General features: G+C 64.2%; 20 protein-coding genes. 9 read left to right on the top strand and 11 right to left on the bottom strand.

Features of this window, described 5'->3' with window-relative positions; genetic code table 11:
* The first annotated feature begins 53 nt into the window (after nucleotides 1-53).
* Complete coding sequence (locus tag L1F31_RS07325; protein ID WP_265419983.1) at nucleotides 54-518, top strand: DUF2505 domain-containing protein; 465 nt, start codon at nucleotides 54-56, stop codon at nucleotides 516-518.
* 30 nt (nucleotides 519-548) lie between these two features.
* On the opposite strand, the gene L1F31_RS07320 is transcribed toward L1F31_RS07325, so the two are convergent.
* From L1F31_RS07320 to L1F31_RS07310, 3 genes are read right to left on the bottom strand one after another with little or no spacing between them, the layout of a single operon-like run.
* A complete protein-coding gene (locus tag L1F31_RS07320) occupies nucleotides 549-1070 on the bottom strand; it encodes a DUF6912 family protein (RefSeq protein ID WP_265419982.1) in 522 nt (173 codons plus the stop codon).
* Nucleotides 1071-1080: 10 nt separating this feature from the next.
* Nucleotides 1081-2358: a CpaE/TadZ family protein gene (locus tag L1F31_RS07315; protein ID WP_265419981.1), complete on the bottom strand. Its 1278-nt coding sequence runs from the start codon at nucleotides 2356-2358 to the stop codon at nucleotides 1081-1083.
* Nucleotides 2358-3005, bottom strand: coding sequence for an SAF domain-containing protein (locus L1F31_RS07310; RefSeq protein ID WP_265419980.1), 648 nt, complete (start codon nucleotides 3003-3005; stop codon nucleotides 2358-2360). Before L1F31_RS07310 ends, L1F31_RS07315 begins: the two co-directional genes overlap by 1 nt.
* Before the next feature lie 142 nt (nucleotides 3006-3147).
* Here L1F31_RS07310 and L1F31_RS07305 point away from each other — a divergent pair, with 142 nt between their 5' ends.
* Complete coding sequence (locus tag L1F31_RS07305) at nucleotides 3148-3369, top strand: helix-turn-helix domain-containing protein (protein ID WP_181275627.1); 222 nt, start codon at nucleotides 3148-3150, stop codon at nucleotides 3367-3369.
* Between the two features lie 37 nt (nucleotides 3370-3406).
* On the opposite strand, the gene L1F31_RS07300 is transcribed toward L1F31_RS07305, so the two are convergent.
* Nucleotides 3407-3922: a hypothetical protein gene (locus tag L1F31_RS07300; RefSeq protein ID WP_265419979.1), complete on the bottom strand. Its 516-nt coding sequence runs from the start codon at nucleotides 3920-3922 to the stop codon at nucleotides 3407-3409.
* A gap of 149 nt (nucleotides 3923-4071) precedes the next feature.
* Between L1F31_RS07300 and L1F31_RS07295 the strand changes: the two genes are divergently transcribed.
* The gene (locus tag L1F31_RS07295; RefSeq protein ID WP_265419978.1) at nucleotides 4072-4845 is read left to right on the top strand and encodes a LysM peptidoglycan-binding domain-containing protein; all 774 of its coding nucleotides are present in this window, start codon (nucleotides 4072-4074) and stop codon (nucleotides 4843-4845) included.
* Nucleotides 4842-5327: an Rv3235 family protein gene (locus tag L1F31_RS07290; protein WP_265419977.1), complete on the top strand. Its 486-nt coding sequence runs from the start codon at nucleotides 4842-4844 to the stop codon at nucleotides 5325-5327. Before L1F31_RS07295 ends, L1F31_RS07290 begins: the two co-directional genes overlap by 4 nt.
* A 19-nt stretch (nucleotides 5328-5346) precedes the next feature.
* On the opposite strand, the gene secA is transcribed toward L1F31_RS07290, so the two are convergent.
* Nucleotides 5347-8037 (bottom strand): preprotein translocase subunit SecA, encoded by a 2691-nt coding sequence (secA, locus tag L1F31_RS07285; RefSeq protein WP_265419976.1) that lies wholly within the window; start codon nucleotides 8035-8037, stop codon nucleotides 5347-5349.
* Nucleotides 8038-8091: 54 nt separating this feature from the next.
* On the bottom strand, nucleotides 8092-9333 hold the full coding sequence (locus tag L1F31_RS07280; protein ID WP_265419975.1) for a winged helix-turn-helix domain-containing protein: 1242 nt from the start codon (nucleotides 9331-9333) through the stop codon (nucleotides 8092-8094).
* Nucleotides 9334-9448: 115 nt separating this feature from the next.
* On the opposite strand from L1F31_RS07280, the gene L1F31_RS07275 reads away from it, so the two are divergent.
* The 5 genes from L1F31_RS07275 to L1F31_RS07255 all read left to right on the top strand — a co-directional run bounded on the left by L1F31_RS07275 (nucleotide 9449) and on the right by L1F31_RS07255 (nucleotide 13831).
* On the top strand, nucleotides 9449-10015 hold the full coding sequence (locus L1F31_RS07275; RefSeq protein WP_265419090.1) for a helix-turn-helix domain-containing protein: 567 nt from the start codon (nucleotides 9449-9451) through the stop codon (nucleotides 10013-10015).
* Between the two features lie 166 nt (nucleotides 10016-10181).
* The gene (istA, locus tag L1F31_RS07270) at nucleotides 10182-11720 is read left to right on the top strand and encodes an IS21 family transposase (protein ID WP_265420372.1); all 1539 of its coding nucleotides are present in this window, start codon (nucleotides 10182-10184) and stop codon (nucleotides 11718-11720) included.
* Nucleotides 11717-12547 (top strand): IS21-like element helper ATPase IstB, encoded by an 831-nt coding sequence (gene istB / locus L1F31_RS07265; protein WP_265417432.1) that lies wholly within the window; start codon nucleotides 11717-11719, stop codon nucleotides 12545-12547. The genes istA and istB overlap by 4 nt, the downstream gene beginning before the upstream one ends.
* On the top strand, nucleotides 12544-12804 hold the full coding sequence (locus tag L1F31_RS07260) for a hypothetical protein (protein WP_265417433.1): 261 nt from the start codon (nucleotides 12544-12546) through the stop codon (nucleotides 12802-12804). The genes istB and L1F31_RS07260 overlap by 4 nt, the downstream gene beginning before the upstream one ends.
* A 118-nt stretch (nucleotides 12805-12922) precedes the next feature.
* Nucleotides 12923-13831 (top strand): IS3 family transposase, encoded by a 909-nt coding sequence (locus L1F31_RS07255; protein ID WP_346732501.1) that lies wholly within the window; start codon nucleotides 12923-12925, stop codon nucleotides 13829-13831.
* A 72-nt stretch (nucleotides 13832-13903) separates the two neighbouring features.
* Here the strand turns inward: L1F31_RS07255 and hpf are convergent, their stop codons facing one another.
* From hpf to mtrA, 5 genes are all read right to left on the bottom strand, one after another.
* Nucleotides 13904-14572: a ribosome hibernation-promoting factor, HPF/YfiA family gene (gene hpf, locus L1F31_RS07250; RefSeq protein WP_265419973.1), complete on the bottom strand. Its 669-nt coding sequence runs from the start codon at nucleotides 14570-14572 to the stop codon at nucleotides 13904-13906.
* A 66-nt stretch (nucleotides 14573-14638) separates the two neighbouring features.
* On the bottom strand, nucleotides 14639-15361 hold the full coding sequence (locus tag L1F31_RS07245) for a ComF family protein (RefSeq protein WP_265419972.1): 723 nt from the start codon (nucleotides 15359-15361) through the stop codon (nucleotides 14639-14641).
* 101 nt (nucleotides 15362-15462) lie between these two features.
* Nucleotides 15463-17202 carry an LpqB family beta-propeller domain-containing protein gene (locus L1F31_RS07240; RefSeq protein WP_265419971.1) on the bottom strand — a complete coding sequence of 580 codons (1740 nt, stop codon included), beginning with the start codon at nucleotides 17200-17202 and terminating at the stop codon, nucleotides 15463-15465.
* Nucleotides 17199-19025, bottom strand: a complete 1827-nt coding sequence (gene mtrB / locus L1F31_RS07235; RefSeq protein WP_265419970.1) for an MtrAB system histidine kinase MtrB — start codon at nucleotides 19023-19025, stop codon at nucleotides 17199-17201. The genes L1F31_RS07240 and mtrB overlap by 4 nt, the downstream gene beginning before the upstream one ends.
* Nucleotides 19022-19702, bottom strand: coding sequence for an MtrAB system response regulator MtrA (mtrA, locus tag L1F31_RS07230; protein WP_265419969.1), 681 nt, complete (start codon nucleotides 19700-19702; stop codon nucleotides 19022-19024). Before mtrA ends, mtrB begins: the two co-directional genes overlap by 4 nt.
* Nucleotides 19703-19769: the final 67 nt, after the last annotated feature.

Below are 19769 nucleotides of genomic sequence, written 5' to 3'. Positions count from 1 at the left end.
CACGCCGAGGGGTCGGGTGTGGTGTAGCGTTCATTCGCTGGCAAACTGGAGCTATGCGAACTCTGACCCTCAGCCACGACTATTCGGTCGACCTGCAGACGTTTCTGGCCACACTCGCCGATTGCGAAGTCTGGGAGAAACTCGGATCCGAGGCCAGCTCGGAGCACATCGATCCCGACACGGAGATGACCGTGCGGACGCCGATGCCCAAATCGGACCTGCCGTCCGCCTTGGCTTCCCGGCTGCCGAACGAGACCGAGCTCGTCGAGGTCTACATGATCCCCGGGGACGTCTTGGGCGATGACGCCGAGATCCGAATGTCCGCGCGCGCAGCGGGGGTCCCTGTGGAGATCGACGCTGTGATCGAACTCCACCAGGTGGGTTCTCAGACGAAGCTGACAGCGCACGCCGAGATCAGCTCATCGATCCCGATGTTCGGGGCGATGATCGAACAGGCAGTGGTCCCGATCCTGGACAAGCGACTGAGCGAGCGCCTCCGCCGCTTCGAGACTCTCTGAGGACCGCACTCCCTGAGGACCGCGGCCGGCTCAGCTCCTGTCGCCGAGGAGGTGGTCGAGTTCCGTTGCGTCGTACCACAGCAGATCCGACTCACCGAGGAGGCTCTCTGCCGCTGCGGCACCATCGGTCCGGCCGAGCTCCACGGCTTCGTCCCAGACGGCTTCCTCGTCGAGGTGGAAGCTGGCCACCGCGGCCATGTCGATGGCTGCGATGCTGATGAGTTCGAAGCCGTCGCTGAGTGGTCGGCGCGGGCTGGACTCGGGCGCGTCGTAGGCGACGATGACACGCGGGGCGGGGCCCGCCTCGGCGAGGGACTCCGCGGCGACGGCACCTTCATCCGGCCGTTCCGCGGGCACGGTCCCCGAGCCCGCAGGCTCGAACGCCGCGTCGGCGGCGAGGGCGGCAGCGATGCACATGGCGTCGAATTCTGCGGTCTCGAGCTCTTCGCCGCGCAGGCTGCGGCCGTGTTCGTCGGGAGCGACGGCGCGGGCCTCGGTCAGTCCCGTGCGCAAGGCGGTCAGGGTGGTCGGGATGTAGCAGCGGATGGCCATGCCCCTCATCCTAGTCTCGTCGTCCCTGCACCGTGACGCTGCCGCCGCGGCGGCCCGAGCCCTGCTCAGGGACGCTGCGCCGCCTGCGTCCGCCCCCGGATCTTCGCGACCGCCTGCGGCCGGGCAGCAGGTCTTCGGCCATGGCGGCGATCTCCTGGCAGAGCACTGAGCGCGGATTCTGTTCGTGCAGGGTCCTGCCCGCCAGCATTGCGGCGTCGGCGGTGACCCGATCATCACTGAGCACGTAGTCGGGGGTGACGCGGACGAAGCGATCGAGGACCTCGCGGACTCTCGCTTCGGGCGGAGAGCCCACCGCCCCGGCGCGCATCTTCGTGATCACCAATCGCATCTTCTCCCGCAGCTCTTCGGCTCGCGGCGTGCTCAGCAGCTTGACCAGCCGCTGCAGACCGATCGGCTCCCCCGCGGCGAGCACGAGAACGACGTCGGCGGCTTCGAGCGCGGCCCGTGTCGCACAGTGCCGGTCGTAGAAGGGATCGGCCATCTCATCATCGGGGTCGATGCGGTCGCTGACATCGACGACGACGAGATCGTAGATCTTCACCAGTCGGCGCAGCACGGTCTCGAGCACCGAGGCCCGGATCTCCGGCCACCGTTCAGGCTTCGTCAGTCCCGTGATCACGTGGAGGTCCTGGCTGACCACCGCATGGGGAACCGCATGCGCGTCGAGGTGACCGGATCTGTCGGTCTGCGCCCGACACAGGCTGGCCAGATGTGAGGACTCCTCGGTCAGACCCAGCGTCGCCGCGACCATCCCGGAGACCGTGTCGGCGTCGACGATGACGCTGCGCCGGCCGAGCCGAGCGGCCTCGTCTGCGAGGTTGACCGCAGTGAGTGTGCGCCCCGGGGACGAACCGGTCCCCCACACAGTGACCGTCATGCCCTGGCCGCCCACCGGTCCGGGTGGTGCCGATGGCCGCGGCGGAACGACTGTCGAGGCTCGGAGGTCGTCGAGGGCCGTGGCCACTTCGTCCGCATCGGCGTCGGTGCCGACCCATGCGGTGATGCCGAGCCCGGCGAGCACTTCGCCGTCGTCGCCGAAGCCGAGCACCTTCGCTCCGGCAGCGCTGACCGCGGCGACGACCTCGGCATCGAGTCCGGGGAAATAGCGGCCGATGATGACGACCTCGGCGCTGCCCGTCCGGCAATGGGCCAAGAGCTCCACCTCGTCGGCGGGACGGGCGACGATGGTGACATCGTCGATGTCGCTGAGCAGCTCGAAGAGGATGAGGTCGTATTCGAAGTCGACGGCGAGCAGGACCTGAGTCATCACCGACCGCCATCTGCCTGTGCGGCAGAGGGTGCACCGACCACGGACAGCACGCTGCGGCCGTCGAGGGCGGCCAGCACATCGGCCAGCTCCCCCGTTCCGACGAAGACCTCGATCCGCGCCCCGTCTCCGACCCCGAAGCTCCCGACGTCTCGCGTGATGTGAGCGACCGGTGCGGAGTCGACGAGCTGACGCGGCTTGGTCCCGTCATCGTCGAGACCGTTCTGCTCCGGCTGCGCCCACACGTCGACGAGGCTTCCCGCGTCGACGACGCTGGGGACGGAGCCGGCGACGTCGATGGCGACGACGCGTCCCTCGAGCTCCGTCAACGGCGCCACCGCAGAAGCGGCGAGCAGCTCGCCAGCGGCGACCACGCTGCGCACGCTCGTCCCGGAGGGCAGTTCCTCATCCGCCGACAGGTATTTGCCGCCGATGTCCGCGAGGTTGACCTCGGCGACCGTGAGGTCTGCCGTCTCAAGGGCCTCGCCGGGGACGAGCGCGCGAGCACTCGCCCAGACCCGGGTGGTGGAGTTCGCCGAAGTGATGAGCAGGTAGGTCCCGATCACAGCGAGAACGACGAGCATCGCGCCCACGAGGAGCCTCGTGTCGGTCCATTTGGGGCGGCGGATTCGTTTCGAGAGCTCCATTGCGTCTCCAGGTTCGCGAAAATTTTCTCTGACAGAAACTGTTTCTCAGTGATAGTATTGAGCATCAAATGATGCCAAAGCAATGTTTTCGGCAAAACGCATCACCAAGCACACTGACCTTTGGAATGGGAGAAGTCACCTCATGGTCGTCGAAAGCCGCTTCCTGCCACTGACTGATGTGGCCGAACTGCTCAATGTCTCGATCGCCCAGGCCAGGGCCTTGGTCCGCTCGGGCGACCTCCGTGCGATCAAGGTCGGCGGACGCGGCCAGTGGCGCGTCGAGAAGTCGGAGATCGAAGCCTATATTCAGCGCATGTACGAGCGCACCGAGTACCAGATCAAGACCGGTTCCATCGAGGACTGAGTCCGCCGCTTCCCGTGTGCTCGATTCCATCGCGGACTCACCCGAAGGGGTTGGACCGGGCGTGGGCGGATACGATCGCCGCGAACGGGATGATCCGTCCTGCGATCTCGACATAGTCGGCTCCGACCAGAGCGCACAGACCGCGCACGGGCGCGGGCCGATCGGCGACGTCGATCGAGACTTCCACGTGCATCGCCGCCCATCGACGCAGCGCCGACCCCAGACCCAGACGTTCCAGCCCACCGGCTTCGAAACGGTGGGCTCGCGAGTCCGACCGCAGCCCGCGGATCCAACTGGTCGCGATGACGGAGAATTCGGGACCGTCGACGACGATGATGCCCCGACCGAGGAAGCAGGCCAGACCGATGACCTCTCGCCCCGGCAGAACCACATGAACCCTGTGCCCGAGCGAACCTCGCAGCCGTTCCCGCAGTGTGAGCTCGGAGGCCTGAGCGGCCACCTCGTCACCGAGCTCTCCCCTTCTGGCATGCCGCCCAGCGGCGGCCTCGGCGGCTTCGACGTCCGCCAGGAGTGCATCGATGCGATCATCCATAATCGCTAAGCCTGCCCCAGCTGTAGTCGACTTTCAAGACCCGAAGCGAAACACATGAGAACTACACGGGTGTAGTTGTCATCGATCTATTGACAACAAATAACATCTAACAGCATCATTGGATTCTATATCCAACGGAGGATGTCTAGATGTATCTCTTGATCGCATGCGCAGGTTCCTGGCTGGTTCTGCTCGGGTCGTTCGGCGCCGCCTGGGCACAGCTTCCGCAGCCGTGGACGACGAGCGATCTCGTCGTCATCGCCGTCATCGGAACCGCTGTACTGGCATTCTCACGCCTCGGGCTCGTCTCACTTCTCGCTCTTCTTCTGAGGCTTCTGCCCTCCGGTCGACTCAGATCGCGCCTGGCGGGGTGCGTCCTCAGGGTCACACCGAGGCTGCTGGCCTCGAGCGTGCTCGCCGTCGCATCGACGGGAGTCGCCCTCCAGGCCGTTCACGCCGTTCCGGTCTCAGACGTCGACGGAACCACCGCTGCCCATTCGGAAGTGCTTCGCCCGGTGGCGGTCGCGCCCGCAGATCCCGGGTGGCCGACCCTCGAGGATGATGCGCCCTCCGGATCCGGATTGCCCGATCCCGCCTGGCCCACCGAACCGCCGCCGGGAGAACCGCCCCCGGAGGACGCATCTGACCCGCCGAAGCACGACCAGCGGGAACCTGACGACGACCACGCCGGTGCACCGGAGAACCCGGACAGTGCAGAGTCCCACCCGGACCCCGCGGTTCCCCCGAATACCGTGCACGTCGTCGAAGACGGAGAGAGCCTGTGGTCGATCGCGGCCTCACTGGCCGAGTCCCCCGACGACACCCCGCAGCTCGTCGACGAAGTCTATACCGCCAACCGCGAGATCATCGGCCCCGATCCCAGCCTCATCATCGCGGGTCAGAGATTGGAGATTCAGCCATGACCGCCCCGCTCATCCTCACCCGTCCGCAGGCTCCGACGACACCGCCTCGGCGACGGGCCACCCCATTGTCGACCTCATCGGCGGGGCCATCGGCGACCGCTCGGGTCATCGGGCTCAGCGGTGAGGCCGCTGACGAACGACAGCGGATCGCGGCCACGGCCGCCTCGTTGGCCGTCGCTTGCCTCGAAGTCCTCTCCGGAGTCCGACGCAGCGACACGATCGCCCGGTGGGTCGACCCGGAGCTGTTGGCCAAGATCGATCACCGTGCGCAGCTGCGCGCCGAGGTGGCACCGCGTCGGCCGGCTAGCGAGCTCGGCAGCCAGCGGGCGGTGCAGCCTGGTCGGACGCAGGTGTGTCGAGTGAGTTCGGGGGTCGCCGAGGTCACGGTCATCGTGCGCACCCCGAACCGAATCCGGGCGGTGGCAGTCCGTTTGGAGCTGCTCACCACCCGGTGGACGCTGACGGCGCTGCAGACCATGTGAGGGCTGCGCGCCGTCGGTTTCAGTTCCTGGCCTTCTTCTTCGCCCGTCGCTGAGCACGGTTGGCCGGAGCCGGTTCGTCGTCGTCCTCGGATTCGGAGATCGAAGAGGAGCCGTCTTCCGAAGGGGCTGAGAGCTGCATCTTCGGAGTCGTGTGCCGCAGCTCCTCTGCATCGACTTCGACTTCGGAATCCTCGCCGGACTCTGCCGCCGAGGAGCTCACCTGGACCTGCAGAGTATTCGTCAGGCGAACGACGTCCTCCTTGATCCCATCCTGCATGGTCTTGAACATCTCGAAGCCCTCACGCTGGTACTCCACCAGCGGATCCTTCTGCGCCATCGCACGCAGTCCGATGCCGTTCTTGAGGTAGTCCATCTCGTAGAGGTGCTCACGCCAGCGTTTATCGATGACGGAGAGCACAACCCGGCGTTCGAGTTCGCGGGTGGCGTCCTCACCGAGTTCCTCTTCACGCTGGGAGTAGAACACTGCGATATCGGACTGGATCTCTTGGTTGAGGCGGTTCTTCGTGAGATTGCCGAGCCCGCCGAGCTCCTCGGCGAGGTCCTCGGAGGTGATCGAGGGAGTGTAGATCTTATCGAGGGCTTCGAAGAGTTCGTCGATCTGCCAGTCTTCGACCGGGCCCGTCGTCGCCTCGGCGACATAGGCGTCGATGACCTCTTCGCGGAAGTTCGCGACCTGCTCTTCGAGGTCGGCTCCGTCGAGGACGCGGCGACGCTCATCGTAGATGACGGTGCGCTGCCGGTTGAGCACGTCATCGTATTTGAGGACGTTCTTGCGCTGCTCAGCGTTGCGCTGTTCGATCTGGGACTGGGCGGAGAGGATGGCGCGGCTGACCATCTTCGATTCCAGCGGCACATCATCGGGCACGTTCGCCGTGGCCATGATGCGTTCGGCGGCACCCGAGCCGAACAGGCGCATGAGGTCATCGGTCAGAGACAGGTAGAACCGGGATTCACCGGGATCTCCCTGGCGACCGGAACGTCCGCGCAGCTGGTTGTCGATGCGCCGGGATTCGTGGCGTTCGGTGCCGAGGACGTAGAGACCGCCGAGTTCGACGACCTCCTCGGCGTCGGCCTTGACCTTCTTTTCGGCATCTTTGAGCACGTCCTGCCATTCGGCCTCGTACTGGTCCTCGTTCTCGACCGGGTCGAGTCCGCGCTTCTCCATTTCGGCGACGGCGAGGAATTCGGCATTGCCGCCGAGCATGATGTCGGTGCCGCGACCGGCCATGTTCGTGGCCACGGTGACCGAGCCCTTGCGTCCGGCCATCGCGACGATCGACGCCTCACGAGCATGGTTCTTCGCGTTGAGGACTTCGTGCTTGACGCCGCGCTTGGCCAGGTGCTTGGAGAGGTATTCGCTCTTCTCCACGCTGGTCGTGCCGACGAGGACCGGCTGGCCGCTCTCGTGTCGTTCGACGATGTCGTCGACGACGGCGGCGAACTTCGCGACCTCGTTCTTGTAGACGAAGTCAGACTGGTCGACGCGCTGCATCGGCTTGTTCGTCGGAATCGGGACCACGCCGAGTTTGTAGGTCGACATGAATTCCGCGGCTTCGGTCTCGGCCGTACCGGTCATGCCTGAGAGCTTGTCGTAGAGGCGGAAGAAGTTCTGCAGGGTGATCGTGGCCAGCGTCTGGTTCTCCGCCTGGACCTTCACCCCTTCCTTCGCCTCGATGGCCTGGTGGAGGCCTTCGTTGTAGCGGCGGCCCTTGAGCACACGTCCGGTGTGCTCGTCGACGATGAGGACTTCGCCGTCGAGGACGACGTAGTCCTTGTCCTTCTTGAACAGCTCCTTGGCGCGGATGGCGTTGTTGAGGAAGCTGATGAGCGGAGTGTTCTCGGCGTCGTAGAGGTTGCCGATGCCCAGGTAGTCCTCGACGCGTTCGATGCCGGGCTCGAGCACACCGACGGTGCGCTTCTTCTCATCGACTTCGTAGTCGCGGTCGGTCTTCAGCCTCTTGACGACCTTCGCGAACTCTCCGTACCAGCGGTTCGAATCTCCTTCGGCCGGACCGGAGATGATGAGCGGGGTGCGTGCCTCATCGATGAGGATCGAGTCGACCTCATCGACGATGGCGAAGGCGTGTCCGCGCTGGACGAGCTCATCGGCGGACCAGGCCATGTTGTCGCGCAGGTAGTCGAAGCCGAATTCGTTGTTCGTGCCATAGGTGATGTCCGCGGCGTACTGCTTGCGGCGCAGATCAGACGGCATGTTCGCCTGGATGCAGCCGGTCTCCATACCGAGGAAGCGGAACACGCGTCCCATGAGCTCGGACTGGTAGGTGGCCAGATAGTCGTTGACCGTGATGATGTGGACCGGGTCACCGGTCAGTGCGTTGAGATACGCCGGAGCGGTGGCGACGAGGGTCTTGCCTTCACCGGTCTTCATCTCCGCGATATTGCCCATGTGCAGGGCCGCCCCGCCCATGAGCTGGACGTCGAAGTGGCGCAGGCCCAGGGTGCGGCTCGATGCCTCGCGCACGGTGGCGAACGCTTCGGGCAGGAGGGAGTCGAGGCTCTCTCCGTCCTTGTAGCGCTCCTTGAACCGGCCGGTTTCCTCACGCAGCTCAGTGTCGGTCATCTCACTGAACTCATCGGACAGCGCATTGATGGCGTCCGTGTATCGGCGGAGCTTCTTCAGAGTTCTGCCTTCGCCTGTGCGCAGAAGCTTCTCGAGGAAATTAGCCACTTTTCTCCTAATCGGCATGACTGCCGGACAACAACTCGAACGACTGTATAGTCTCTAGCTTAATGGCAGGTGAGTGCCTTCGAGGTCCACGCCGGTCAGGCCCAGCCATCCGGCCATCGTGGAGAGCTCTGCGAGGAGTTCCTCGGTGTGCTCCTCCCCCGGTTCCCATGTCACCCGGTGTGCGCGCAGGATCCCCGCCGCACGGTCCCGGTGCAGATCGACACGTCCGACGATCCGATCGCCGAGGAGGAACGGCGTCACGTAGTACCCGTGCACACGCTTCGGTGCCGGGGTGTAGATCTCGATGCGGTAGTGGAAGTCGAAGAGCCATTCGAGGCGCGGGCGGTGGAAGACGAGCGGATCGAATGGCGCCAGCAGTGCCCGAGCCTTCACCGTTCGCGGGGTGCGCGCCGCGTGCCAGCGCAGAGCGGGAACGCCGTCGACCTCGACGTCGCGCAGCTCCCCGGTCGCAAGCAGTTCGGTGATGGCAGCATCGGTGGGTGCGCGCAGCTGTCGGAAGTAGTCGGCGATGTCGTCGGGGCGGGCGATGCCCAGTGCGCGTGCAGCGGTGCGGGTCAGGGCGAGGACGTCATTGTCGACGCCGGAGACTCCCCGGTGCCTGGGGGCGGCAGGATCGAGTCCCAGCTGCGGCTCGTCCGCGGCGCCGAAGGCCAGAGGCGTCTCGGGCAGATCTGGCGACACCTGGTGCGTGAGCGCGTAGATGCGTTCGAAGTGATCATTGCGGCCGGCGCTGCTGACGATGCCTCCGGCGAACAGTGCTTCGAGGGCGAGTTTCACCTGGCTCGGGTTCCATCCCCAATGCCCGCGGTGACGTTCGGGCAGATCGTGGTCGACGAGTTCGCCGACCTCACGTGCCGTCTTCGGGCGCTCGGCCAGCACCTCGAGGACGGCGGCCTGCAGTTCGCGGAAGGCCGGCCCGGACTCGGGGTGGCGCTGTCCGTAGTCGTTGCGCCACCATTCGGTGCGGCTGCCCGCGAAGTGCTTCCACGTCTGTGGGGGCACGAACGCCGCGGCATGTGCCCAGTATTCGACGCCCATCCTCGGCGAGCGGTAGAACAGCCGGTCGAGCGTCTCCCGCGGATACGGTCCCAGGCGGGAGAAGAAGGGCAGGTAATGGGAGCGGACGACGCGTGCCACGGAATCGATCTGGGTCAGCCCCATGGTCTCGAACACAGATTTCAGGTGGCGAGCAGTCACGCGCTCCGGTCGCGGCCGATCGAGCCCGGTCGCCGCGATGGCCGTCCTGCGCGCCTGGGCGCGTGTCATCTTCTGCATAACCCCACGCTACACACTCCCCTTACTACCTGACGGCGCCCCAGCAACCTAGCGATGGAGTGGTCCCCGAAAGTTGGACTGTGATCAACACAAGACAACTTGAAGGGACCACTCCATGCGTAAGGACTGTCTGATCACAGACGAACAAGCCAGGGCCGCGATCGACCTCTTCGACAAAGGGCACGGCTATGCCGCGACAGCCACGAAGCTCGACGTGCATAAACCCACGCTCAAACTCCTCCACGACCGGTGGCTGGTGCGTGGAACAATATCGGTCATGGAACCGCACCAGCCCCGCCGCATACCGGCAGAGACGAAGATCGCGACTGCGAAACGGTACCTCGACGGCGAACACAAAGTCGTCCTGGCTCAAGAGCTCGGTTTGGCGTCCTCGCGTACCGTGGTTGATTGGGCGAAGAAATACCGGGACAAGGGCGAAGACGCGTTCGTGACACCGCCGCCGGCCAAAGGCAAGACAGCACGAATACGAGCCCTCGACAACGGTCAGGACCCCGATGCTGATCCGGCACCGTCGAAGCCAGACCTGATGGCGAAGAAGACGCATGTCGAGGACATCAGCCTGGCCGAGTATCGGCAGCTGCAAGACCGGCTGCTGCGGGCTGAAGCGGAGAACGCTTACTTGAAAAAACTGCGGGCCTTGAGGCAAAAAGGGCAGCTGTGAAAGCACGCATTGTTGCCAGTCTCAAGGCAGACTGAGTGTGACAGTCTGAAATGGCCCCACTTGGAGCAAAAATGATCCTCTGATTTGGCCCCACCCCCGACCTACCAGCCGTACCGTTCGTGATGTCGACCAAGACGTTCACGAAGAGGTGGGGCATATGAAGGAGATGTCGAGAGTGGAGCAATTCGAGAATATCCGACGAGACCACAGAGACCATGAGATGTCGATTCGACAGTTAGCCCAAAAGTACAAGGTCCACCGCAGGACGGTACGTCAGGCGTTGGCGGATGCGGTACCACCGCGGCGGAAGACTCCGGAGAGGGTAGCACCAGTCCTCGGTGAGCACGTTGCCACCGTCCGGGCTTGGTTAGTTGCTGACAAAGAGGTCCCTCGGAAGCAGCGTCATACCGCCCGGCGGGTCTGGCAGCGCCTCGTCGAGGAGGAAGGAGTCGAGGTTGCGGAGTCGAGTGTGCGAACCCTGGTCGCGAAGCTGCGCCGGGACATTTTCGATCAGTCGTTGGAGGTCAAGGTTCCTCAAACCCATGCCCCGGCGGCTGAAGCCGAGGTCGACTTCGGGGAGTTCTACGCCCTCATCGGTGGGGTGTGGTTGAAGCTGTGGATGTTCATTCTGCGCCTATCGCATTCGGGTAAAGCCGTGCACATTGCTTACGCCAACCAGGCTCAGGAGTCGTTTCTCGACGGTCATGTGAAGGCCTTCGACCGGCTCGGTGGAGTCCCGACGGGCATGATCCGGTATGACAACCTGACTCCGGCGGTGGTGCGGGTGCTGCTGGGTCGGGAACGGGAGGAGAATCCCCGGTTTGTCGCCCTGAGGTCGCATTACGGGTTCGATAGCTTCTTCTGCCAGCCCGGGATCAAGGGTGCTCATGAGAAGGGTGGCGTCGAGGGGGAGGTCGGTCGGTTCCGGCGCCGTCATCTGGTGCCGGTGCCCGAGTTCGCCTCCTTAGCCGAGCTCAACGCTTTCATGGTCGCTGCCGATGCTGGTGATGACGACCGAAAGATCACCGGCCGGGTCGAGACGGTCGGGGCCGCGGCGGCCCGGGAGCTGCCTGGCCTGCGGGGTTTGCCCGATGAGGTCTTCGATGCCGCGCAGACCCTGTCGTGTCGGGTCGATGCGAGAGCCAGAGTGTGCGTACGTCAGTCCTATTACTCGGTGCCGGCCCGGTTGGCTGGCAGACGCCTCCAGGTGCGTTTGGGGGCCACGACGGTGACCGTGATCGCTGAGTCGGGGGTGGTCGCTGTCCATACCCGGTCGCTGCATAAGTACACCGAAGATTTGGTCCTCGATCACTACCTGGAAGTCCTCATACGCAAGCCCGGAGCATTCGCCGGGGCCACCGCGCTGGCGGCTGCCCGGAAGTCCGGGATGTTCACGAACGCTCATCAACGGTTCTGGGATGCTGCGCGTGGGCAACTCGGCGACACGGCCGGGACCCGGGCGCTCATCGGTGTGCTGCTACTGCACCGCAGCCTGCCCAACGGTGACATTGTCACCGCATTGACAACCGCGACCGGGTTGGGATGCTTCGATGCTGATGTGGTCGCGGTCGAGGCCCGCCGGGCCGGTCAGGCGATGACTGCGCCACCGGCGGTGGTCGTCCCGGCCCACGTCGGACCAGTCGGGGAGAGGCCGGTGCCGGGCCTGGGCGCCTATGACGAACTGGTCTCGGTGGTGGGAGCATGAACGCGAAAACCATCCCGGCATCGACGCCGGCAGTGACTGCTCTGGGTGATCAGGCGGCTGAGGCCGCGATCGCCACGGCTTGTCGGACCCTGTTCATGCCCACGATCCGTGACCAGGCCTCACCGATGGCCGAGGCAGCAGCCCGAGAACGGCTCTCGCACAAGGCCTACCTGGCTGAGGTGTTGGCCGCGGAGTGTGATGATCGTGATGCCCGCCGTCGGATCCGGCGGATCAAGGAAGCGAAGTTTCCTCGCACCAAGCACCTGTCCGACTTCGATACCGCCGCCATCGAGGATTTGCCGCCGGCCCGGTTGGCGACTCTGGCCACCGGAGCGTGGATCGATGCCGGTGAGCCGTTGGTGCTACTCGGTGATTCCGGGACAGGGAAGACGCATCTGCTGATCGGTCTGGGGACCGCCGCGGCCGAGCAGGGCCGCAGAGTCCGCTACGTCACGACGGCGGCCCTGGTCAACGAGCTCACCGAGGCCGCCGATGCCAAGCAGCTCTCCCGGGTAGTGGGCCGCTATGCTCGCCTGGACCTGCTGTGCCTGGATGAGTTGGGGTATGTCAGCCTCGATTCTCGTGGAGCTGAGTTACTCTTCCAGATCATCACCGAACGTGAGGAACGAGCCTCGATTGCGACAGCCTCGAACGCCTCGTTCAGCGAGTGGGGGCAGACATTCACCGACCCGCGGCTGGCCGCGGCCGTTGTCGATCGGTTGACGTTTAACGCCCACATCATCAACACCGGCACCAGCTCTTACCGGCTGCGCACCACCCGGGCCAGGAGCGAAGAGGCCACTTTGCAGGAAGGAGATCAACCATGATCACCACCGAGGATCAGGAACCAGCCAGCGGAAATGCCATCGATGCCACCGAGGACTGGGTCGCCTACATCAGCCAACGCCTCAATGACGCCCAGGATCTCCTGGACGGGATCAGTGTCACCATCGAGTCTGTTCAGCCCAGTGGCCGCGAGCATGCCGCCGATCTGATCGATTCGGCTATTGAGGACCTTCAGCGACTGCGTCGCCGATTCGGACCAACCGAACCCGACTACGGCCCTGGCGATCCGCCGTTCTGACCACACTGGAACCTGAGAGGCCCGGCCACTCCTGTGGCCGGAGAAAGGCTCGCAACACAACACCGCCCGACCCCGCTGGGCCGCGACTGTTACCAACGCGCGGCGAGCACGACCACACATGCTGGGGTGGGGCCAAATCAAAGCATCACAGTGGGGCCAAATGGGGTTGACACACTCAGCAGACTATCCACTGCCATTGCTGCTGCAGGTCGCGGGTTTGGCCCGGTCGACGTTCTTCTACCACCAGAAACGATTCGACGTGAGACCCGACCCATACGCGCAGGTGAGAACCCTCATCGAGGACATCTTCGAGAAGAGTCACAAACGCTACGGGCACCGCAAGATCTGGGCTGTCTTGGTCAAACAGGGCATCACGATCGCGAAGAAGACCGTACTGCGATTAATGCGTGACATGGGTCTGCAGACCGAGGTGCGGAAGAAGAAATTCGACTCCCATCGCGGCACGGTCGGAGCCGTTGCTGACAACGTACTCAATCGGGAGTTCACCGCTGATGAACCGAACGAGAAATGGGTTTCCGACGTCACGGAATTCGCTGTTGAAGACAAGAAACTGTATCTGTCACCAGTGATCGATCTGTTCGATGCCGGTGTGGTGTCGTACTCGATGTCGACGTCACCGAACACGGCATTGACGAACGAGTCGCTGATGCGAGCCTGTCAGGGACTGCGTCCCGGGCAGACACCGCTGGTGCACACGGACCAGGGGTTTCAGTACCAGCACGTGTCCTGGGCGTCGATTCTAGCTAAGCATGGTGCTACACCGTCGATGTCGCGGAAGGGAAACTGCTGGGATAACGCGATGGCGGAGAACTTCTTCGGGCAGTTGAAGTCCGAGATGTTCTATCTGCAGAAGTTCGACACGGTCGAGGACCTCAAAGCCGCGATCAATGAGTACATTCATTGGTATAACTACGAAAGGATCTCGACACGACTTGGCGATCTTGCCCCGATGGAATATCGGAACAAGACCGCCAAGGATGGTGAGCCTATTTACGAACTATGCTGACCTCACAGCAGTCCAACTTTTGGGGACCAGTCCACGAGGGGTTGCTGGGGCGCCGTCAGGTAGCAATAAGGGTTATTCGGTGGCTTCTTGGAGTTCGTGGTCGAGGGCGATGACTCCGTAGCTCCAGCCCTTGCGGCGGTAGACGACGGAGGGTTTGCTCGATTCCTCATCGATGAACAGGTAGAAGTCGTGACCGACGAGCTCCATCCTGTTGAGGGCCTCTTCGATGCCGATCGGTGCGGCGTTGAAGGTCTTCTCCCTCAGCACCACCGGCGAATCTCCCTCGGCCTTGATCCGACCGTTCGTCCGATCGACGCCGGTCGTCTGCTCGCCTGCAGCACTCGAGGAATCTGCGTCGGCGTCGGGCACCATCGGTTCTGCGACGGGCATCTTCGCGAGCACTTCGGCGGTGGATTCCTTCCGGTGATGTCCCGAACGCGGCACCTTGTGCCGGTCTCTGGCGCGCCTGAGTCGTTCGACGAGTTTCGCCCATGCCAGATCGAGTGCCGCATATTTGTCGCTGGCCATGGCCTCTGCTCGGATCGCCGGTCCCTTCGCCACCACGGTGAGCTCAACCCGTTCGCTCGTTTCGGGCTGGCGGGAGTTCTTCTCGTGAGTGACGTGCACTTCAACGCGCTGAGCTCGGGGAGCAAGCTGTTCGACCTTCGCGATCTTGTCTTCGATGTGAGCTCTGAAGCTGTCGGAGATGGTCAGCTGACGGCCGTTGACAACGATGTCCATGATGTGTCCTTAGCGACTCGCTTGTCGGATTCATCCGATCCCATGCCCTTGGATGGGTAAACACCGTTATACAGTAAAGGGAGAGACAAATCGAGTGCCCCCACGGCCGAGACCGAGAACAGCTCCGGCAGCGGGTCTGATCTGCACCGATGTCAGTAATCGTGCGCTTTCTGCCAGTGTCGCACCGGTCGTGGAGAAATCATCGACGAGGATGTCCGCCGAGGCGGTCCGTCCACGGTCTCGCGTATCGGACGACCGAATGATCTCCAGTCCCGCCGCGTCGAGATGCTGCGTGCGCGCCGCATTGTTCGCCCGCTCTTTCGCACCGAGTCCGACTTGGTCGCGGGACCGTTCGGCACGCAGCACATCGTGGACCTCCAAGGGCAGCCCCGGGGCCAGTTCCATCGCCCTGCGAGCCAACGCTGCGGTGTGCGAACCGCCTCGACGGCGCCGGGCGCGAGCCGAGCTCGGAGCAGGGAAGAGCCGGATCCCCCCTCCCCGGTAGTCGATGAGGTCGAGAGTCGCGACGACCGACCGGGTCAATGCGAGGGCCAGCGGGTCGAGGATGTCGCGGCGGCCCTCGTCCTTGAACCCGATGACCATCCGTGAGATGCGTGAGTTGTATTCGCAGACGCCGACGATCGGGATCTGACCGTACCGCGGTTCCATCGCTCGTGGGATTCCGCCGAGCATCTGCAGGCAGGCCGTGCACAGAGAGACATTCTCCCGCCCGCATCCGGCACACCGTCGGGGCAGGAGCAGTTCGCTGAACTCCCCGAGCAGCCCCATGGAAGCAATCTACTATGTGCAGGCGCTGCCCTGCTCGATCTGTATCGGTCCGGGCACGATCTGTCGGCCCTACACGTGCGGTCATTCCCCGCGCCGTTCGGTCAGCCCGGGTAGGACGGATCCTTCGCGGCGACGTCGACGAGTTTCTGCCACGCATTCGAGTTGTACGAGTACAGCGCGCCCTTGGAGCTGGTCACCAGGATCGAGCGACCATCGGCGCCGCCTGCGATGCGGCTTCCGCCGGTGACCTCGCCGAGCTGTTCCGAGGGACCAGTGACACCGATGCGGAATGGCTGAACGGTGTCGCCCTCCTCTGCCGCTAGTGCCACCAGGCTGGTCGAACCGGCCCAGGAGACGTCTTTGACCTCGTCGAAGTTCGCCCCGACCGAGATCGGAGTCTCGGAGACCCGTCCGGCGGGATTGCCGGCCTTGTCTCGCGGTACTCCGACGACGTCGATGCGGTCCGGTTCCCCCTTGTGCCGACTGAGCAGGGCGACACGCGTGCCGTCGCGCGACACCTCGACATCAACGAGCTGTCGGCCGGAGAGGAAGTCGGCGGTCACTGTGAAGACCTTGCCGTCGCGTCCCACTGCCTTGAGTTCGCCCTTGTTCTCGGCCTCTCCCGTCCAGATCGTATTGAACCTGTCGATACTCGGACGCACGAGACGCTTGCCCTTGAGGATCGGGGTGGCGTCGACCGCATCGGACTTCAACCGCATGAGTTCCCTGCGTTCGTTCTGCAGGTACACGTACAGCGAGTCGTCGAGGGAGACCGCGGGATCACTGGCCTTCTTCCCCTTGAGGTTCGGGCTGTTCTCGACCTTGGCCACAGTGGTGCCCGAGACGCGGGAGATCCGGTTGTCGGCGAGCACCACAGGAGGGCCGTCGACCTGAATGGAGGAATCGGTCTTCGACTGCAGATTCGCTGAGACGGTCTGTCCGCCGATGCTCAGTTCGATGCTCGAGATAGACGGGATGACCTGCAGAGTCGTCGAGATCTGCTGTCGGATGAGCCCTTTCTCCCTGTCGGAGGGGGCGGGAGTCTGTGCTCCCAGCGACACACGCGCGACACCGTTTTCGATTGTGACCACGTTCGAATCGCTGAGTTTCGCGCCGTCCGGGATCGCGGTGATCACCGCGCCGGAGAGGTACGGGGCCGGTCCGCTGAGCAGTTCGTTCATCAGCGCGGTCGGAGTCGACGAGGAGCGGAGGAACCAGCGGGAATCAGGGACGAGATACGAGTAGTCGGAGGTGTAGAACTGCAGCGAGTAGTTGAGGAAGATCGTGCGGAAATCCGACTGGCTGATGAGCAGACCGTCGGGAGCCGAGGAGATCCGCCATTCGCCGTTCTCCTGCCGCAGTGAGAACTCCAACGTCGACTGGGTGCCGGGTTTCGTCGAGTTGTACACGCCAGAGGAGTCGACGAGGCCGACCACTGGGGCCGATAGACTCAGGGTCTTCTGGTCAGAGGTGAGGTCCTGGTTCAACGAGTCGATGTCCGTGTCATTGGGCAGCACCGACACTGATTCCTGCGGACTCCATTCCTGCGCTTCGGCCTCGGTGAGGAAGGATCTGGCGACGGAGAAGTTGTTGCCGGCTCCCGCACCTGCGGCGAGGAATCCGCGCACGATCTCCGAGACGTTGTCTCCGGGTTCGGGCCCGTCGGGGATGCGCGCGTTGCTGGCCCCGGTATCACCCGAATCGTCCTCGATGTGCCCGACCGGCGAAGACGTCGGGATCGACGAGCACCCGACGAGAACGAACGCGGCGAACACGGAGACCAGGAGCGTGCGGACGCGGACCCGCCGTGAACGGATCCCCCGTGACTTCATCGATGTCATGATCGGCCTCCTTCGTTCTCGTCCTCGGTCTCGGCGGCGCTTTCCGGCTGGTCGAGGTCGTTGTCGTCTTCGAGCGTCTCGATCGTTTCGACGTGCTGCTGCGGATCGTCGGTGAGCACCTGCTGATCGGTTTCGACGACGATCGGAATCGACCCGGTCTGAATCCGCACGGACCCGTCGGACGACAGCGGGCCGGCCACGAGTGCGGCGCCCTGGATCTGTGCGTCCCGAGGCGGCAGCGGCAGCGGTGAGGAGGTGATCTCCTGATCCGGGCGGCGCGGAATCGTCAGCCGGAAGCAGGAGCCCTCGCCGATCTTGCCCCACACCTGCAGCCAGCCGCTGTGCAGATGGGCATCCTCGAGCGAGATCGCCAGACCCAGCCCGGAACCGCCGAGGGTCCGTTTGCGGGCCGGATCGGCGCGCCAGAACCGGTCGAAGACGTGCTCGACCTGGTCTTCGTTCATTCCCACGCCGTGGTCGCGCACACTCACGGCCACCGCCTCGGCGTTGGAGGCGACATAGATGTCGATCGGGTTGCCTTCACCGTGTTCGATCGCGTTGACCACGAGGTTGCGCACGATGCGGGTGATGCGCACACGGTCGACCTCGGCCATGACTGGCGACGACGGGGCGTGGACGACGATGCCCGTCGACATCTGCTCGGCGACCATCGACACAGTTTCGATGACGGAGGTGACGATTGCGCCGATATCGACGGGTTTGGCCACGAGAGCGGCGGCACCCGCGTCGTAGCGAGAGATCTCCAGCAGGTCGGAGAGCAGATTGTCGAACCGTTCGGCCTGCGAGTTCAGCAGCTCCGCGCTGCGGGCGGTGACGGGATCGAGTTCGTCCCGGGAATCGTAGATGAGGTCCGCGGCGGCGCGGATCGTCGTCAATGGGGTGCGCAGCTCGTGGGAGACGTCGGAGACGAACTGGCGCTGCAGCACCGAGAGCCGCTCCATCTGCTCGATCTGGTGCTGCAGGGTGTCGGCCATGTCATTGAAGCTCTCGCCGAGCACAGCGATCTCATCATTGCCGTGCACGGGCATGCGTTCGTCGAGGTCGCCGTCGGCGATGAGTCGGGCCACCTCGGCGCCCGTGCGCACCGGGGTGACGACGAGGCGGGTGACGATCCAGGCCACAGCACCGACGAGGACGACGAGGACGAGCGCGGCGACGAACATCGACCGCTGCACGAAGTTCAGGGTGTCCTGCTGTTCCGAGAGATCGCCGAGGTAGTACAGCTGGAACTGGCCGGCGCCGGGGATCTGGAGTTCCTGGGTGATGAGCAGTCCGGGGCCCGTGCCGTCGGGCAGGCTCACCGACTGATAGAGCTTGTCATCGGTCGGGGCCTTGCGGATGGCTTCGCGCAGCTCCTCGCTGATGGGCACCTTCGCAGTCTCTCCGTCCTCTGCGGCATCGCCCGCGGTGATCGTGGTGAACGAGGAGTTCGGGTCCTTCGGCTCCAAGGTCAGCGAATAAACCGAACCGGCCGAACGGTTGTAGATCGATGACAGCTGCGATGACAGGGTGTCCTGGGTCACCGCCTGACCGTCGACGGGGGCCAGGGACCGCAGTTCGGCGAGGATCGACCGCGTCTGTGAGGACAGGGAGTCCAAGCGGGTGTCGAAGAGGCCGCGCGCGATCTGCTGAGACATATAGGTGCCGACGCCGAAGATCGCCACCGAGGTGAGCACGATGGTGAGGACGACGATCCTGACCTGCAGGGAGTGGCTGAACGATCGGAGGATGAAGTTCCAGAACGTTCGCAGTGCCGAGGCGGCGGTGCGGACGGGTCCGCCCGCCGCCGAGTCGGGGCTCACGCGGCTCTGCCGGCCTTATAGCCGACGCCGCGGACGGTGACGATGATGTCGGGCTTCTCGGGGTCGCGTTCGATCTTCGACCGCAGCCGCTGCACGTGGACGTTGACCAGCCGGGTATCGGCGGCGTGACGGTAGCCCCAGACCTCTTCGAGGAGGGTCTCACGGGAGAACACCTGCCAGGGCTTGCGGGCCAGGGCCACGAGCAGATCGAATTCGAGTGGAGTCAGCGACACCGGGGAACCGCCCTTGGTCACGGTGTGGCCGGCCACATCGACGACGACATCGCCGACGGTCAGCAGCTCCGGGGCCTGCGGTTCGGAGATCCGCAGTCGGGCGCGGACTCGAGCGATGAGCTCCTTGGGTTTGAACGGCTTGGGAACGTAGTCGTCGGCACCGGATTCGAGGCCGAGCACGACGTCGACGGTGTCGGACTTCGCCGTGAGCATGATGATCGGCACCGAGGAGATCTCGCGGATCTCCCGGCAGACCTCGAGACCGTCTTTGCCGGGCAGCATCAGATCGAGGAGGACGAGGTCCGGGCTGACCTTCTGGAACTCCTCGAAAGCCTGGTCGCCGGTGGCGCAGAAGAAGGGCTCGAAGCCTTCGCTTTTGAGCACAATTCCAATCATTTCGGCCAAAGCCGTGTCATCATCAACTACGAGGATTCGAGCATTCATGCTCCCATTGTCCCTTATATTGGCTTGTTCTTTCGTTCCCGACACTCCTACCCTATCGGGCTGGATC

Origin of the sequence: Brevibacterium spongiae (genome assembly GCF_026168515.1) — a bacterium.
GTDB lineage: Bacteria > Actinomycetota > Actinomycetes > Actinomycetales > Brevibacteriaceae > Brevibacterium > Brevibacterium spongiae.
Note: the sequence above shows the minus strand (reverse complement) of the source record. Positions and strands in the feature narration are given on the sequence as shown.

Coding starts and splice junctions, on each gene's coding strand:
- L1F31_RS07280 (WP_265419975.1), bottom strand. CDS start 9,333: ATGCAGAAGATGACACGCGCCCAGGCGCGCAGGACGGCCATCGCGGCG.
- L1F31_RS07320 (WP_265419982.1), bottom strand. CDS start 1,070: ATGGCCATCCGCTGCTACATCCCGACCACCCTGACCGCCTTGCGCACG.
- L1F31_RS07240 (WP_265419971.1), bottom strand. CDS start 17,202: ATGACATCGATGAAGTCACGGGGGATCCGTTCACGGCGGGTCCGCGTC.
- istA (WP_265420372.1), top strand. CDS start 10,182: ATGTCGAGAGTGGAGCAATTCGAGAATATCCGACGAGACCACAGAGAC.
- hpf (WP_265419973.1), bottom strand. CDS start 14,572: ATGGACATCGTTGTCAACGGCCGTCAGCTGACCATCTCCGACAGCTTC.
- L1F31_RS07305 (WP_181275627.1), top strand. CDS start 3,148: ATGGTCGTCGAAAGCCGCTTCCTGCCACTGACTGATGTGGCCGAACTG.
- L1F31_RS07310 (WP_265419980.1), bottom strand. CDS start 3,005: ATGGAGCTCTCGAAACGAATCCGCCGCCCCAAATGGACCGACACGAGG.
- L1F31_RS07245 (WP_265419972.1), bottom strand. CDS start 15,361: ATGGGGCTGCTCGGGGAGTTCAGCGAACTGCTCCTGCCCCGACGGTGT.
- istB (WP_265417432.1), top strand. CDS start 11,717: ATGAACGCGAAAACCATCCCGGCATCGACGCCGGCAGTGACTGCTCTG.
- L1F31_RS07260 (WP_265417433.1), top strand. CDS start 12,544: ATGATCACCACCGAGGATCAGGAACCAGCCAGCGGAAATGCCATCGAT.
- L1F31_RS07275 (WP_265419090.1), top strand. CDS start 9,449: ATGCGTAAGGACTGTCTGATCACAGACGAACAAGCCAGGGCCGCGATC.
- L1F31_RS07325 (WP_265419983.1), top strand. CDS start 54: ATGCGAACTCTGACCCTCAGCCACGACTATTCGGTCGACCTGCAGACG.
- L1F31_RS07290 (WP_265419977.1), top strand. CDS start 4,842: ATGACCGCCCCGCTCATCCTCACCCGTCCGCAGGCTCCGACGACACCG.
- mtrA (WP_265419969.1), bottom strand. CDS start 19,702: ATGAATGCTCGAATCCTCGTAGTTGATGATGACACGGCTTTGGCCGAA.
- L1F31_RS07315 (WP_265419981.1), bottom strand. CDS start 2,358: ATGACTCAGGTCCTGCTCGCCGTCGACTTCGAATACGACCTCATCCTC.
- L1F31_RS07295 (WP_265419978.1), top strand. CDS start 4,072: ATGTATCTCTTGATCGCATGCGCAGGTTCCTGGCTGGTTCTGCTCGGG.
- L1F31_RS07300 (WP_265419979.1), bottom strand. CDS start 3,922: ATGGATGATCGCATCGATGCACTCCTGGCGGACGTCGAAGCCGCCGAG.
- L1F31_RS07255 (WP_346732501.1), top strand. CDS start 12,923: ATGCTGGGGTGGGGCCAAATCAAAGCATCACAGTGGGGCCAAATGGGG.